Below are 15049 nucleotides of genomic sequence, written 5' to 3'. Positions count from 1 at the left end.
TGTCGAAATATTTATCTATTATTTAACAATAGGTTTACGTATAGGCTGTGTTATTCGCCGGATTTGTATCTCATTTATTTGTTTGCGCCCATCTCTTTTTGAGTGTGGACAAAACTATGCGGCGAAGGGGGAATTTGAAGTTTATTACATCAAAAGACAGCAGCTTTGTTCCGATTGAGCCTGGGGTGATTTTTTTTCTTCAACTTTGAACACCCCCAATTGGTGTAGGAGTTTAATGTGATCAGGTGCTAAAAGAGGGTTATCTTTTTCGGTTTCATGCTGTTTTTGTATGTCATGTCCCGAACTTGTCATAGAGATGAGCTCTTTTTCCATATCAATAATTCGATCAGCCCCAAATTCTTGTTGATCCTGGGTTGATTTTTTTTCTTCAACTTTGAACACTCCCAATTGGTGTAGGAGTTTAACGTAATCAGGTGCTAAAAGGGGGTTATCTTTTTCGGTTTCATACTGTTTTTGTATGTCATGTCGCGTACTTGTCATAGAGATGAGTTCTTTTTCCATATCAAGAATACGAACAGCCCCTAATTCTTGCGAACTATATCGATTCACTAACATTTTTTTCTCAGTTTCATTCCGAAAATAGTGCATCTCATTGGTGACAATAATTGTAGTGCTGTTAATGCATGCAACGCCGCTATACCCTTCTGCAACACTGATGCGGCTTACATTTTCATCATTGAAGAGTACCGCTAATTTCCCTGCAATCGTGGGTGCTTTTAAATGACTTTTATATACCTTAGGATTTTGCATTACTATGGTAAAATAGGAACCTTGTCCGCTCTCTATGCTTTCCACAAAGTCACCTATTGCTCCTGAATTTCTGGCTACAGAGGTGCCGGTTAGATGAGCAATAACAAACTGCTTGTCGATTTTTCGTAGGCCAATAACTGGATTACATGGCCCGAAATCCTTGGAGTACACATTTCTGCCAGTTCTGGTTTTTGCAATCCCAGCCTCATTGCCCAGGTTACTGGAGTTCCTGATATATCCAATAACGCGCTCTATATCCCCTGTGTTGCTTTTATGACAAATCACTTTACCGTTATTGTTTATTCTAAATTGCTCAATGATATATAGATAAAGCTCGCAGTCGATTTCCAGAGGTTTAGAGGAAAAAAGAGAGTTGTTTTCGATAAAATAGGCTTTTCTTATATTGAGATTCCCCACCAATATCAATGCATTTTGTTCTTGCTGTTGTATGTTATCTATCTTAGCTTCTAGGTCATCTTCATTCTGAATAAGATAAAGAGCATAGTCTTTGTAAACTAATGGTTGTTCTACTAAAAGTACGGGAACAGAAATAATAGCAAGTTCTTTATCATGATCTAACAAAGATAATGATTCTCCATTACTAGTTCTGCTTAGAACATTTCCTTCATTTGCAGCCGAAAGAACAATGATAGGGGGGACGTTATTGAGTTGTGTCATCTTCGGTTTTCCTTGTAGATCAAGAGGAACAAGTATAACCTTTTTTACTAAAAGGACTCTCTGTATGATATTGTACACTAAAAGACACCGATTGCGAATATTTGATCGATCTGCGTTATTTTTATCATGACAACTAGATTACATACTGTATTTTACCTATTCACTCTAATCCTCCCATGAAGTAGTTAATAAACTTCATTGCCGGGCAGGTCTTCCCCTTCGTCAATTTCATCACTTCACATTTCATAACGTGTGCTATAATTTTACCAGTAACTTCAAAATCTAATAATAAATTATTAATAATTTTATGGGGTTATAATGATTAAACCAGAGAAACCCAAAAATGAGGCACGAAGATTACAGGCTTTGCAGAGTCTCCATATTATGGATACCCAGTCAGAAGAGCGCTTTGATCGTATAACACGAGTTGTCCAAAATTTATTTAATGTTCCCATTGCTTCCGTTTCCTTTATTGATCAAGAACGAGAATGGTATAAATCCAAATACGGCATACAATTAACTGAGATGCCAAGAGAAATTTCCTTTGGTGCTCATGCTATCCTGCAAGAAGACATTATGATCGTTAATGATGCCTTAGAGGATGCCAGGTTTAATGATAATCCATTAGTTTTGGGGGAACCTGTTATTCGCTATTATTTAGGTTGCCCCTTAAAAATTAAAGACCAATTTAATGTTGGGACTTTATGTTTAATGGATCACAAGCCGCAGCGATTTAGTGATGTGGATTTGGATATCATTAAAGAACTGGCAGAAACTATTGAAATAGAGTTTGAGGAGCAACATCGCTCTACAGTCGATGAGTTGACACAAATATCGAATCGAGATGGTTTTATTTTAGTTGGAAAGCAGATCATTAAGCGTTGTAATGAATTTGATAAAAACATTTTATTAATTTATTTTGACTTAAGCCAGTTGAAATCTATCAATGAGCATTATGGGCATGATGCAGGGAACGATACTTTAAAGATATTCTCACAACAATTATTAAAAAACTTTCGTCATACGGATGCAGTAGCACGTTTGGGAGGAGATAAGTTTTGCGTCTTATGCTCGGGAATGAATCAAGCACATTTTCCTAATGTAATAAAAAGATTCAAAAGCAAATTATCATTAATGCAAACGAGACAACCCATTAAATTTACTGTGGGCACCGTGGAGTATAAACGTTGGCGGCACCATTCAATTAATTCTTTGATCGAGGAAACGTACGAAAAAATATATGAAAATAAACGACACTCTCATTAATGCTTGTTTTTAAATTCTCTTGCTGATTAGATTATTTCTTATGATCCCTTCGGTCTGAGCCTTTCGAGAGTCCCTGGCAGCGCAGAGGGCAAAGGCTTTGAGCAAAAATTTCAAGATTTTCAAGAAACGCTTGAAGTGCTAACCCAATATTTTTGATTGAAATTTGGTCTAAAATTAAAGAAATAGCCGATAGATGAATGCAAATGACTCAAACGCCTTTGGAATTGGAAATATTAAAAACTGAAAAACTAAGAACAACCATTTTATCCATGGTTTTTATTCTATTATCTCTTATGTGGATAGTTTTTTTTGTCTATGCTCCTAAAGAGTATCATCATTATATGGGTAAAGTATCTAGCTTTACTTTACCGGGATATTTAGCGGTTGTAGCGCTATATTTTGTCTTGATGCGTCAAATTATTTGCCAATATATTTTTCATAAGAAAAATATGCCGACGCTGTTGCGTTATGTGAATAGTTTTATTGAAATCAGTATCCCAACGGTTGCCATTATTATCATCTCGCTCGATAAAACACCGGTCTATGTTATGGTCATGCCCCTTGTTTTCATTTATTTCATTTTTATTATTCTGACTTCATTGACATTAAATGAATGGATAAGTCGATTTTCAGGATTGATAGCTGCCGTTGAATATTGGGGGTTATCTTATTATTTTTTGTATAATAGCGATACTTCAGGTATTGATTACACGATTATGGGATGGTTTGCCTTTGCTGCTCGTGGCGTATTATTGTTAATGGGGGGCGTAGCTACAGGGTTTGTTACTGCTCAAATTAAAAAACAACTTGATGCCGCGTTTGAGGCGCAAAAAGAACGAGACAGAATCGAAAGCCTTTTTGGCCGTCACGTTTCTCCGGAAGTGGTTTCCAAATTATTGTCAAAAGATGCTAATGCAAGTGAATATATCCCGGTGTGCATTATGTTTTTAGATGTAAGAAATTTTACTCATTTCACCGAACAAAACGAGCCAGCGGCTGTTGTTCATTATCTCAACGCTATTTTTAAATATATGGTAGAAATCATTCACGATAATAAGGGTATTATTAATAAGTTTCTAGGCGACGGTTTTATGGCGGTGTTCGGTGCCCCCATTTCTAGCGGTAATGATGTGGCGCATGCCGTGAAGGCCTCCTTAGCGATTATGAAACGCACGGACGAGGAAATAAAGAAAGGTCATATCCCTGATTTGCAACTGGGAATTGGATTGCATTTTGGTTATGCGGTAACGGGCACTATTGGTACCCAAAGACGTCTTGAATATACTGTTGTGGGAGATGTAGTAAATTCTGCGGCTCATATAGAGCAGCTTAATAAAACCTATAATTCACGAGTTCTTATCTCTGAAGATGCAATTAAGAAATTGCCTAAATTTGAAGGTCAATTTGTTGGTGATGCGATTCTAAAACATAGAAACCATCCTATTAAACTGTATCGATTAGTGTGAGCCAGGTAGATCTAAATAACTGGTATCGTTTTTCTCAACGCCTTGAGTTCACTTTGCCTGGATTTTTCATCCAAAACCTTTTGTTTGCTTCGTCTTGAGCGTCGTTGCTTCTGACGTTTTACTTTTTCAATTTTTTGTTGTTCTTTTGTTTTTTCATCGCTCACCAGAGAATGTAATTTTTCACAAAGACGCATTCTTGCAAAATATCGATTATCCTCACGACTTCTGGATTCCTGGCATTTTATTTCCAAACCAGAAGACAAATGCTTCAAATAAACAGTTGAGGATGTTTTTTGTAGTTTCTGACCACCTTTTCCGCTTCCTAAGATAAATTTTTCAATGAGCTCCGCTTCATTAATATGAAGTTTAGCCATTAAATCAGTTAATTTATCCCATTTTTCTTTACTAATCATATAATCTGGCGTAAAAATAAATCGATTGAAAATCAATCAAAATGTTGTCTGTTTGATTATTGTAATATGAATAATTTCTCGTGCAAGAACGAGTGAACAATCAGCGCATAAAAAACCTGATAATAACCCATCTGCTGAGAGCTGGATAGGAGAATGTATCCCTTTTATAGAACAACCAGAACAACAAGAGTTATCCATTTAATTTGATTGGTATTAACACAGATATTGTAATTATAATACATCTATTGTAACGAATTAGAAATGCTCATGAGAATCGAAAGCAAATTACTTAGTAAAAGAGCTGAAATATATAACTATATTTTGACCGAACAATCTAATCAAACGACTTCGCCTGTGACATTTGAAAATCGCCCTGAAAATGATGTGTCCGAGCGGGTAACTTTAGCTAAAGCTAAAGCGATGCTAAAAATATTAAAGCCATTTTTAGGTAATGCAATTTTTATAGCGGAAAGCACCCAGGAATATCGTTTGGTCATTCCTCATAGTTGTCTGAATAAAGAAAATTTATCTTCGTTAGCGTTGAGTAAAATGATAGTTACGGCTTCATTAAGCCCCGCGGCTAGTGTAGATCATATAGATAAAGAAGCTGAATGTCATAAAAGAGCGTTATCATTAACAGAGCTGCTCCCCAATTACGATGAGCCGCCTAGCCCTCAATTTAAGCCTTAGCAAGCATAGCCGCAATAGACAATCGTTTATGTAGGTTGGCTCTTTAGGCGTCAAGTTAATAGGCACATGAGATAGCCTTCCTCCTTATTGTTATCCTGCCAACAAGAATTATTGGCTAAACAATAATTCTTGTTGCTAAAGGTGGTCTATTCATTAACTCTATTAGTAATTGTAATGATTTTTTTAGTTCTAATTGAGTTGATGCCGATCCTAAAGCAATACGTACTGCGTTAGGCGAATGCCCTCCTACTGAAAATACATGGCTTGGAATCACACCGATACCCAAATTGCTTGCATAGCTAGAAAATTCCGCTGCATTCCAGGGATGGGGGAGGAAAAGCCATAGGTGGTGTCCTTGCGGATGGGCTGCAAAAGAAAAATCAGCCAAGAGCGTTTTGGCAAGGCTCTGGCGTGCACTGCTTTCTTTTTTAATTTCTGTAATAAGTTGCTCGGCTGAACCATCTCTAATCCAGCGAGAGGCAGTTGCTGCCATAAGAGGGGAGCTCATCAGCGAGGAGGCTCGTAGTACACTCGATAAATGCAGCGTTTGCTTTAATTCTGGGGCGACAATATAGGCTATTCTCAATGCGGGAGTTAGGCATTTTGATAAGGAAGCGATATGCCAAGTTCGTTCCGGGGCTCTAACTACAAAAGGATTAGGAGATTGATCATCTAATGGACTATAGGGATCATCTTCAATAATCGTTACATCATAGGTGCACGCAATGGAAACCAGTGCGTCTCGGCGCACATCCGGTATTGTAGCCGTAGTGGGGTTATCCATTGTAGGAATAACATATAGGGCTTGAGGTTTGTACATGCGGCAACAATCTTCAAATGCTTCTGGTACAATACCATACTCATCCATTTTTAAAGCAGTGAGTTTAAGTTCTTGGTGAAAGGCAATGGCTTTGAACCCAGGATAAGTCACTTCTCCAGTACAAATAAGAGCACCTGGCTTGAAAAGAAGATCACAAAGACTCGCTAAAGCGGTTTGAGCACCAGAGGTGACTAAAATTCTATCTCCTTCGATAGTTCCCAATCGCTGTTTTAACCATAGTGAGGCCGTATTTCGATCATACTCATTTCCTCTACTGTCCTGATAATTAAGGTTCAATGTGCTTTGTGGATTTTGCAGTAAATCATGCAGCGTAGATGACAAATAATCATTAAGGGAAGGGATATGAGGTGGAATGTTCATGCTCATGTCCACCATTTGAAAGGCAGCAGATTTTTGGTGAAAGCGATTAAAGTCTGATGCTATTTCAATCAAAGTGCCCTGGCCTTTTTTGGCATTAATCAATCCTCGTCGTTTTACCTCATTTAAAGCGCGCGTTACTGTAGTTAGGTCAACTGCTAAAGCTTTAGCTATGTCGCGTTGTGACGGTAATTTATCGCCATTATATAACAGCCCTGTTTTTATATCTTCTTCAATAGCTTCTGCAATTTGTAGGTATTTTGCTTTAACTTTACTACTGAAATGAGGGATCCACGTTGCCATATAGTTCTCTTTGTATGGATTTAATGTATTATATATATTTATATTATATGCATAATTGTATGCATTAAAAAATAAAAGTGTATGTTTTTCGTGTTATAATATATATATTATTGAGAGGACTACTGCAATGTCTATTTTTAAACGCTTTAAAAAATTTTATCGAGCATCTGCAGAAAATAGGATTCAGATCTATGTATTTCTGGGTTTTGTCGTTATTCCCATAGTTGGTATGTCTTTGTTGTATATTTGGGTTCGATTATTTTGGTTATGAGTATCTATACTTAAGGAGATTCCACCGCATAACAGGGAGTGATTATGTCTATGAAAATTAATGGAATTTATATACCAGATAGCCCATTGGCAAAAGAGGCAACGGAGCTGGTAAGAGATACTGAGAGTGAACTTTTATTTAATCATTCCAGTCGCGTTTATTATTGGGGTGCCTTAGCTGGTGGACAACGAGGATTAAAATATGATGCAGAGTTGCTTTATATTGGGTGCATGTTTCATGATATGGGCTTGACGCATAAGCATTCAAGTAAAGACAAGCGTTTTGAAGTAGATGGAGCAAATGCGGCCCGAGAGTTTTTGAAACGTCATCCTATTGGCGAGCACGAAATTAACCTGGTATGGACAGCAATTGCCTTGCATACAACACCAGGTATTCCTGAGTTTATGGATCCCATTATTGCTTTAGTCACCGCTGGTGTAGAAATGGATGTTTTAGGCATCAATTACCATGATTATGATAAGGCAACACGAGACAAAGTAGTGGCGGAGTATCCACGTAGTGAACATTTTAAAGAGGATATTATTCAGGCTTTCTATGATGGCATTAAAGGAAAACCGCTAACGACTTTTGGTAATGTTAAAGGTGATGTCATTGCTGATAAAGATCATTCATTTAAACCTTACAATTTTTGTAGCATTATCCGTCAGTCGTCATGGAAGGGATAATCCCTGATGTACTAGGCCTCTTTCCCCACTCGCTGAGATAGGAAAGAGGCCTATTGGATATTAATACTATATGGTTAGGGATTCTGATTGCTCATCAGCATCATAATCATAAATACCCGTTGCTTGTAACCCAGTAGAGATTCCTCTTGTTGCCATGGCTAAAGCAGAGACAGGTAATAATGTTAAGTCTATTAATGCTTGACAGAAATCCTGGATCAAATAAGCCCCTGTTTCAAAGGCAAATGAAAATAAAGTATCAGAGCCAATTGCCTCGCTAATACCCATTAATGCGAACAATGTTAAAGTGATACCTCCTACTACCAGTGGTAGACCCACGATTGTTCCCACGGGGTTTAGGATGATTAACCCGATAAGTACTGTAGGAATGAACGTGTGACGAGCACAAAAAACATATTCTGTAGTCGATTCATAAGGTTTGAAAAACATTTGCCCCCATGTAAAGGGTCGTCGGGGGATGATTTCATCTGAGTTCAGGTGATTTTTTAGCGCTTTATGTTCACCAGTTAAGTACCCTATAGTAATGTTATCGAGCATATTTTTACTCCATTTTGGTCAAATATTGCAATGTGCGAATTATGATCTATTTTTAACCATTTTGCAAGTATTAACAATATTGGGATAATTTTGATACTAAAAGATAAACGGAAATAGGAAGACAGAAGAGGAGGATAATAATGCAGATTAAAACGTCTATTTTGATTGGATGTATTTTTTTATACCAATAACATTATCAATATTTAATAAACGCCGTTGTTTTAGGTAATTCCAACATGCATGGTTTGCATTAATTTTTTGCATCACAGATAAACGGAGGTGATGTTTGGGGCGAGAAGGGTATCCCACATACATTAGTAGCACATTGCCAAAACGCGCATTTTGCCATTCATGATGATTCTTTGGAAAAAAATGACGAAATAATATAATAACTTCTCTAGAACGTTGATGTTCGTCTTCTATAAAAGTATGAAAAAAATAACTTGGCATATATGCAGAGAAATTAGCTTAAGGCGCTCATTTTACAGCAATTTAATAAGATGGTTCAATGCGTGTAGCCGTACTAATTTCATTATGTAATCCTTCCTTGCTTATTAGTGATTCTATTGATAGTTATCCCTTGTATTTTGCGACATCATCGATTGATTTTGCACTATTTATGGTCTGAGCATTAGAACTCTACTCCTCATGCCCAGCTTACTCTAACGTAAATCTTTTTGAGTCTTTCTCTTTTAATTCTGGTGGAACTATAATATTGGGCGTTTTCTTACTATGCTCATCTACTTTAGTAGTTAGCATAAGTAAGACATGTTTTCCTGATTGATCATTATGCTCTTCTGCAACAACGCCATAATAACGACAATTTCTTGAGGGGTCGTCCCACTTTATTGTATTGCCGTTAATAATCCCTCTAACACCCTGACCTTTTCCTAATGAGCCTTCTCTTAATTGATTATGCAATCTATTTAACTCGAGTATTTTATGTTCGCGGGTCATCTGGTGCACCAGACACGGATGAATACAAACCCAATACCTACAAGGGCTATCTGGTTTACGAAGCCTATGAAGGCGTGTTCCGTCAGGTAGATTGTTAAAATGAGGAGGGAAATCCGATTTGGTTTTTCTCGGGTTAAAAAAAGAACCTTTTGAGGAGCCCCTTCCTTTCTCTTTCTCTTTCTCTTTCTCTTTATAGTTTGCTATAGATTTTTTTCCGTGTTGAAGGGCTTTTGTAGTTTTTTTCTTTTCTTTTTTCTCATTTACCTGTTCAGGTTCTTCCTTACTTAATACATCAACTTTCTCTAATTCTTTTTGCTTTAACTCCTTTACTTCCGTTTGCAATTTCTCTTCTTTTTTCAGTTGTTCAGCGAAGAATGCTTTCTCTCTTTCTTCCCTTAGTAATCGATCGAGAAGTTTTCTTTCGGATTCGCTACAACGGCGCTCAGCCTTTAAAAACGCTTGTTTAAGTGATTTGGAATGAATATCAAAGAGAGAGGCCTCTATTGAAATAGTAAGGTTGTCATTAAGACGACAAGGAACATTAATTTTTTCTAATTGGTCTATAATAATGTGTGCGAATCGTTCATCTTTAACTACTAAATCTAATTCGGCATATACATCATGAGCATCGAATTGTTCTGAATTCGCGTGCACTCTAGCATTAATATCCTCAAAAAAGGGATCGAGTTTGGTCTCTTTTGTAAGCTGTTCTAATAAAGTTGCTTGTTCTTCAGCAATCGCTAATACAGTCTTTACATAACGAGAATAGTATTCTTGTCTTATCCGAGATAAATTGAACTCTTCTAGATCAAAATGTTCTCTACTCTGATAGATCCAATCCATGTAAGATTTTATATCTAGCCGTTTTTCTGCGTCCAAACTTTGATAATAGGTTAAATAATTATCAATTACTTTAAGTCCTAACGAGAGTAAAACAAGATGACGTTTCAAATCAGGTTCAGACTTTAATGAGTCATTTATCATTGCAAACATCAAGCTATCTGCTGAGACGATATTAAAGTCCTCTTTTGCATCCATCATTTTGGTTAGATAATGGAAATACCTATCTGGGTCTTTCTGATAAAAATTTACAAGTACATTATAATAATTAAATAAGCTAAAACGTTGACTTTTGAAATCGGGGTTAGGAACGAATTGTTCACCTGGTACTGCTTTTACATACTCTTTTTGCTTTCTTTTAAATTCTTTTGCATACTTTAGGAACTGCTCTTCGGAGGGGACAGCGCATCCTGATTCTTTTAATGTTAGATAAACATTTAAATAGGTGTGATAAAGAACGCACGCGGTGGTAAAAGAATAATCTGGTCTATATAGATAAGTCATTTCTCCTCTATTTTCGTCAAATTTTACGCTAAATGTAGTTTGCCCATAATGTTCATAAAAGCTAATTGCTTCTTCAATAATCGGCAAATAGGCTGGATTTACTTTACTCGTAGTAAGGCAGCCATCAAACAATCGAAACATTGCAATAATAACTAAGCTCATTGATGTTGTCAGGTAAACTCTATTACCAGGTTTATTGGCTTTATTTTTTAACTCTTCTAAGGCGGAGTTAATTTCAGCAAGAATTTTAGGTACCATTAGTATCAACTGATGTTTCTCTTCCTCTGATAGACTATCGCTACTTTTAGAATTGGAAGCCCTACGGTTGAGGGTGGTTAAGTGCTTATTATAAAGATCCAGGATATGACTTATAAAAATCAGCTTACGTTCTGAAGCAGACTTGCTTTTATCTAGTTGAGGCAATCCGGTTAACGGAACGTCAAAGTAGTTACCAATAATTGTTCGCAGTTTTTCATTGGTGTTAAGACACGCCTCAAGCATTTCCGAACTGCTCGGTGCAGATATCCTTGGTCTTGACGATGTTGATACAGTACGAGATTTTTTGGTTTTTTTGTCTCTATTAGCTTTCACGATGGTTTCCGTTTTTTAACTGGACTTAGTAATATTAATTATAGATTCAAGCATTAATTAGATCAAAAAGAGAGATTAGAGTAGCGTCGTTCGGGCTACAAATAGCCCGACGAAACCATCTCATCAAAACTCCCATCGGAACCTTTCCTGCATAGATCCAATCACACGCAGAATGTCCAATGAATACTTGAAATATGCTATTCACGCAGATACAACTATGTCAGACAATTTCCAAGGCTATTTTAATTCTACTATTTTTATAGTAGGATCTACTAAAAATATAGTAGATTATGTTTTAATTATTTTTCGGAGAAAAAATGTCTGCAAAAAAAGGGGTACAAGCTATGGCCCACGATCGCCTTCTTACAGAGGTTGAGCTTGAATTAATGAATATCATTTGGGGCCTTAATAAAGTAACAATCAAAGATGTTGTTTCTCATTTGTCTCAAGAAAGACCTTTGGCTTACACCACTGTCGCGACGGTAGTTAAAGTGCTTGAGCAAAAAGGATTTCTTGAGTGCCAAAAAAACTCTTATGCCCATGTTTTTGTGCCTATTGTTACAAAGGCTGAGTATGAAAGTACGTGTATTGAGCATATGGTGGCTAATGTTTTTGATGGTGAGCCCGCGGCACTAGTGCAAAGACTGTTGGTCGCTAAAAAATTACAACATGAGGACATTCAAGCAATTGAGGGAGCACTGAAACAATTAATCGCTGTCGAAAAACAAACAGAGGTTCTGTAATGTTATTCATAGAAATTTTATTGAGCATTCATTGCTTACTTTGGGGGAGCTCATGGTTTATTGGAGGGCGTTGGCTTACGCAGCAACCGTCTTTTAAGCTTAAATTGATGCGTCTTTTATTAGTTAGTTGTGTGTTTTCTCCATTAATCGTTCATTGTATAAATCCTACTTACAAACCTGAACGACTTAACTATGTATCCTTTGATACTTTGCAAGAGTATGTTAATCAACCGATTATAAAAGCTGAGCCTGATCAATTTATTCGCGAATCAAAAAGTACTTTGACAATGGACAATGTGAGTTATTACCAGCTTTTTTGTGTGCTGTTTTGTTTGTTCATCTTGTTTCAGGGGTATAAGCTGTTGTCGAGTTTAGGTGGCTTAAGAGCGATGTTAGCTGAGGCAGTACCTTATCGCAGTTCCGGCAAATTAATTATTAAAGTCTCTCACCGCTGCAATATTCCTTTCTCAGTTTATTTATTGGGTAAAGCTTATATCTTATTGCCAGTATCCTTATTGTCTTCCGCCAAGAATGTGCAGATTGCGATTGCTCATGAAGGGCAACACCATCGCAATGGCGATTGTTTATGGGCCTATTTTATTGAAGCCTTGCGTATCATCTTCTTTGGCAATCCAGGTGTCACTCGCTGGCGTCGTATTTTAAACGAATTACAAGAGTTTTCATGTGATGAAGTATTGGTTGGCCGTCCAAAAATTTCGGCGCATGACTATGGCCACTGCCTGTTTCAAGTAGTACAGGCAGTATCTCAATGCTCTCTGCCACCTAACCGAAAAATTGCGTGCACGGTGGGTATGGCTTTGGGCAAAGAAAATGAAGACCGTACTTTTATCATCAGGAGAATTTCAATGTTATCAACTTATCCGTCTAATGCATCTAAGCCCTTATTGTTAGGGGCTGCATTTGCGGGATTTTCTATTTTAGCACCCATCTGCGTCGCCTATTCAGCAACCGGAACCTTAAGCAGCCCTAAGGCAAAAGGAGTTGATACGGCTCATTTAGATCCTAAAATGCAGAACATTGCCGAGAAAGAAATTATTGCAGCTGTCAAACAATACCACGCAAAATCAGGAGTTATTGCAATAGCTGATCCAATCACCGGCAATATCATTGCCTTTGCCGAATCAGGTAAGAATAAGGAGCAGAACAGCTGGCAGTCACGTATTTTTTCACCTGGTTCTACGATAAAACCGTTTATTGCTGCAGCAGCAATCGACTCTGGGAATAGCTCTGCCACAAAGCGCTATGATTGCCATTCACCTTATTATATAGACGGCAAAATATTTACTAACTATAACCCCAATGGCAACTCTGCTTCTTTAACAGAAGCTATGGCAAAATCAATTAATGTGTGCCTTATCAAGGTTTCGCAAGAGACAGGGGCGCCAGTAATCCGTAAAAAACTCACTGAGTTTGGTTTTGACATGAATACTGGGTGGCAAGCAAAGCAAAGTGACAACTTGCAACTTGCAAAGGCTGCACTTGGTGAGAATATCCCCGTCACCATTGAATCGTTAACAAATGCCTATGTCATTCTTGCTAATAAGGGACGTCCGTTTGATAGAGGAGATAAGCCTGTTATTTCACAAGAAACGACAAACTCAATAACTCATATGCTTGAGAACGCTGTTAACAACGGCACCGGCAAGCTCGCAGTCATTCCTGGCGTTGCTGTGGCAGGAAAGACCGGAACTGTTGTCGAAAATAAGGATAAACATCTTGCCTTGTTTGCAGGGTATGTACCTGCTGATGCACCACGTTATGTCATGTTAGTTGTGATTGAAGAGGGGCATCTCAGCAAAAATGGTGCGACGTTGACTTCGGGCGGGGAATTGGCAGCTCCGGTATTCCGTAACGTCGCGCTGAATAGTCTGGATAGCGCAAATCGCTAAGTATCTTATGGGGGCGATACCGTTAATTGCCCCTTATCGCTACGAATAAAATGATAGTGAGGTTGTTATGAAGAAAATAATAGCATTGTTATGCATGGGATTATTGCCTTGTGCTACTACCTGGGCTGGAGACTCCTGCTTTTTGGTAAAAGAAAATCAAACTGTGTTAAAACAGGAGGGCGAGAATTGTAATCAGCGTTATACGCCACAATCTACCTTTAAAATTGCTTTGAGCCTTATGGGATTTGATTCAGGAATATTAAAAGATGCGCTTCATCCGGAATGGCCTTATAAGAAAGAATATGAACTTTATCTCAACGTATGGAAAGATCCCCACAATCCGCGCACTTGGATAAGGGATTCCTGTGTTTGGTATTCGCAAGTATTAACGCAACAATTAGGGATGAAGCGATTTAAAAATTATGTTGATGTATTTCACTACGGTAACCAGGATGTTTCGGGTGACAAGGGTAAGAATAATGGATTAACTCATGCTTGGCTTTCAAGCTCTCTTGCTATTTCGCCAATAGAGCAAATCGAATTTTTGCAGAAAATAATCGATAAAAAATTACCCGTAAGTCCTAAAGCGTTCGCTATGACTAAAGACATTTTATATATCCAAGAGTTAGCTGGTGGTTGGAAACTGTATGGAAAAACAGGTAGTGGTCGACAGCCAACAAAGGATAAAAGCAAACAATCACCGTTGCAACACGGCTGGTTCGTCGGCTGGATTGAAAAGGATGGCCGTGTGATTACCTTTGCAAGCCATCTTACCGATAGTAAAGAGGAAGCAACTGCCGCTAGTTTTAGAGTAAGAAATGATATGCTAATTAAATTGTTTTACCTCATCAATGATTTGGAAAAATAATTGCCTAGAAAATGCCTATTAGAAAAATCATTAGCATAGGCTCAATCATGCGATATTTTTCTTGAGTGGAGTTGTTATGAATATTTGAAATAAGCTCTTTACGCAGGGACAACAACGTCGGGCAATATGTTGCCCAATGGCGCTACCTTAAGTTTTTGTAGCCTGGATGAGCGCAGCGTAATCCGGGATTTCAGTGCACTGAGCTAGGGTATTCCCGTATTATGCTGCACTAATACGGGCTACGATTTTTTCTTCCTTTTATTAAGGTAGCACCATTGGGCAATTTGTTGCCCGGCCTACAATACGGTCATCCAGAGCATAGCGAAGGATCTCCTTCGT

The 15049-nt window shown here is 37.8% G+C and carries 14 protein-coding genes; 8 read left to right on the top strand and 6 right to left on the bottom strand.

Translation table 11 applies throughout. The annotated features are described in order from the left end of the window. Positions 1 to 144 precede the first annotated feature (144 nt). On the bottom strand, positions 145 to 1449 hold the full coding sequence (locus LFA_RS13985; protein WP_045096725.1) for a hypothetical protein: 1305 nt from the start codon (positions 1447 to 1449) through the stop codon (positions 145 to 147). A 318-nt stretch (positions 1450 to 1767) separates the two neighbouring features. Between LFA_RS13985 and LFA_RS13980 the strand changes: the two genes are divergently transcribed. Together LFA_RS13980 and LFA_RS13975 are read left to right on the top strand one after the other, a co-directional pair. Continuing rightward, entirely contained in the window at positions 1768 to 2715 is a 948-nt protein-coding gene (locus LFA_RS13980; RefSeq protein WP_045096724.1) for a sensor domain-containing diguanylate cyclase, read from the top strand. Between the two features lie 203 nt (positions 2716 to 2918). Further along, the gene (locus tag LFA_RS13975; protein WP_045097632.1) at positions 2919 to 4181 is read left to right on the top strand and encodes an adenylate/guanylate cyclase domain-containing protein; all 1263 of its coding nucleotides are present in this window, start codon (positions 2919 to 2921) and stop codon (positions 4179 to 4181) included. A gap of 11 nt (positions 4182 to 4192) precedes the next feature. On the opposite strand, the gene LFA_RS13970 is transcribed toward LFA_RS13975, so the two are convergent. Further along, positions 4193 to 4594, bottom strand: coding sequence for a peptide chain release factor family protein (locus LFA_RS13970; RefSeq protein ID WP_045096723.1), 402 nt, complete (start codon positions 4592 to 4594; stop codon positions 4193 to 4195). Positions 4595 to 4855: 261 nt separating this feature from the next. Here LFA_RS13970 and LFA_RS13965 point away from each other — a divergent pair, with 261 nt between their 5' ends. Then, positions 4856 to 5284 (top strand): hypothetical protein, encoded by a 429-nt coding sequence (locus LFA_RS13965; RefSeq protein ID WP_045096722.1) that lies wholly within the window; start codon positions 4856 to 4858, stop codon positions 5282 to 5284. A 115-nt stretch (positions 5285 to 5399) separates the two neighbouring features. Here LFA_RS13965 and LFA_RS13960 read toward each other — a convergent pair whose 3' ends face one another. Beyond that, on the bottom strand, positions 5400 to 6785 hold the full coding sequence (locus LFA_RS13960) for an aminotransferase-like domain-containing protein (RefSeq protein WP_045096721.1): 1386 nt from the start codon (positions 6783 to 6785) through the stop codon (positions 5400 to 5402). Positions 6786 to 6912: 127 nt separating this feature from the next. Between LFA_RS13960 and LFA_RS20075 the strand changes: the two genes are divergently transcribed. Both LFA_RS20075 and LFA_RS13955 read left to right on the top strand, forming a co-directional pair. Beyond that, the gene (locus tag LFA_RS20075) at positions 6913 to 7056 is read left to right on the top strand and encodes a hypothetical protein (protein WP_172653477.1); all 144 of its coding nucleotides are present in this window, start codon (positions 6913 to 6915) and stop codon (positions 7054 to 7056) included. Positions 7057 to 7100: 44 nt separating this feature from the next. Next, a complete protein-coding gene (locus LFA_RS13955) occupies positions 7101 to 7742 on the top strand; it encodes an HD domain-containing protein (protein WP_045096720.1) in 642 nt (213 codons plus the stop codon). 66 nt (positions 7743 to 7808) lie between these two features. Here LFA_RS13955 and LFA_RS13950 read toward each other — a convergent pair whose 3' ends face one another. The 3 genes from LFA_RS13950 to LFA_RS13940 all read right to left on the bottom strand — a co-directional run bounded on the left by LFA_RS13950 (position 7809) and on the right by LFA_RS13940 (position 11189). Continuing rightward, positions 7809 to 8297, bottom strand: a complete 489-nt coding sequence (locus LFA_RS13950; RefSeq protein ID WP_045096719.1) for a hypothetical protein — start codon at positions 8295 to 8297, stop codon at positions 7809 to 7811. A gap of 156 nt (positions 8298 to 8453) precedes the next feature. Then, a complete protein-coding gene (locus LFA_RS13945; protein WP_045096718.1) occupies positions 8454 to 8747 on the bottom strand; it encodes a hypothetical protein in 294 nt (97 codons plus the stop codon). A gap of 207 nt (positions 8748 to 8954) precedes the next feature. Further along, positions 8955 to 11189, bottom strand: coding sequence for a hypothetical protein (locus LFA_RS13940; RefSeq protein ID WP_157010372.1), 2235 nt, complete (start codon positions 11187 to 11189; stop codon positions 8955 to 8957). Between the two features lie 317 nt (positions 11190 to 11506). On the opposite strand from LFA_RS13940, the gene LFA_RS13935 reads away from it, so the two are divergent. The 3 genes from LFA_RS13935 to blaOXA all read left to right on the top strand — a co-directional run bounded on the left by LFA_RS13935 (position 11507) and on the right by blaOXA (position 14710). Further along, positions 11507 to 11932, top strand: coding sequence for a BlaI/MecI/CopY family transcriptional regulator (locus LFA_RS13935; RefSeq protein ID WP_045096716.1), 426 nt, complete (start codon positions 11507 to 11509; stop codon positions 11930 to 11932). Further along, entirely contained in the window at positions 11932 to 13842 is a 1911-nt protein-coding gene (locus tag LFA_RS13930) for a M56 family metallopeptidase (protein ID WP_045096715.1), read from the top strand. Before LFA_RS13935 ends, LFA_RS13930 begins: the two co-directional genes overlap by 1 nt. 67 nt (positions 13843 to 13909) lie before the next feature. Next, positions 13910 to 14710, top strand: coding sequence for a class D beta-lactamase (gene blaOXA / locus LFA_RS13925; protein ID WP_045096714.1), 801 nt, complete (start codon positions 13910 to 13912; stop codon positions 14708 to 14710). Positions 14711 to 15049: the final 339 nt, after the last annotated feature.

It is taken from the genome of Legionella fallonii LLAP-10 (genome assembly GCF_000953135.1).
Lineage (GTDB): Bacteria > Pseudomonadota > Gammaproteobacteria > Legionellales > Legionellaceae > Legionella > Legionella fallonii.
Note: the sequence above shows the minus strand (reverse complement) of the source record. Positions and strands in the feature narration are given on the sequence as shown.

Bases quoted from the DNA above. Each gene is read 5' to 3' on its own strand.
- LFA_RS20075 (WP_172653477.1), top strand. From the start codon at position 6,913: ATGTCTATTTTTAAACGCTTTAAAAAATTTTATCGAGCATCTGCAGAA.
- LFA_RS13985 (WP_045096725.1), bottom strand. From the start codon at position 1,449: ATGACACAACTCAATAACGTCCCCCCTATCATTGTTCTTTCGGCTGCA.
- LFA_RS13965 (WP_045096722.1), top strand. From the start codon at position 4,856: ATGCTCATGAGAATCGAAAGCAAATTACTTAGTAAAAGAGCTGAAATA.
- LFA_RS13980 (WP_045096724.1), top strand. From the start codon at position 1,768: ATGATTAAACCAGAGAAACCCAAAAATGAGGCACGAAGATTACAGGCT.
- LFA_RS13970 (WP_045096723.1), bottom strand. From the start codon at position 4,594: ATGATTAGTAAAGAAAAATGGGATAAATTAACTGATTTAATGGCTAAA.
- blaOXA (WP_045096714.1), top strand. From the start codon at position 13,910: ATGAAGAAAATAATAGCATTGTTATGCATGGGATTATTGCCTTGTGCT.
- LFA_RS13975 (WP_045097632.1), top strand. From the start codon at position 2,919: ATGACTCAAACGCCTTTGGAATTGGAAATATTAAAAACTGAAAAACTA.
- LFA_RS13930 (WP_045096715.1), top strand. From the start codon at position 11,932: ATGTTATTCATAGAAATTTTATTGAGCATTCATTGCTTACTTTGGGGG.
- LFA_RS13950 (WP_045096719.1), bottom strand. From the start codon at position 8,297: ATGCTCGATAACATTACTATAGGGTACTTAACTGGTGAACATAAAGCG.
- LFA_RS13935 (WP_045096716.1), top strand. From the start codon at position 11,507: ATGTCTGCAAAAAAAGGGGTACAAGCTATGGCCCACGATCGCCTTCTT.
- LFA_RS13955 (WP_045096720.1), top strand. From the start codon at position 7,101: ATGTCTATGAAAATTAATGGAATTTATATACCAGATAGCCCATTGGCA.
- LFA_RS13960 (WP_045096721.1), bottom strand. From the start codon at position 6,785: ATGGCAACGTGGATCCCTCATTTCAGTAGTAAAGTTAAAGCAAAATAC.
- LFA_RS13945 (WP_045096718.1), bottom strand. From the start codon at position 8,747: ATGCCAAGTTATTTTTTTCATACTTTTATAGAAGACGAACATCAACGT.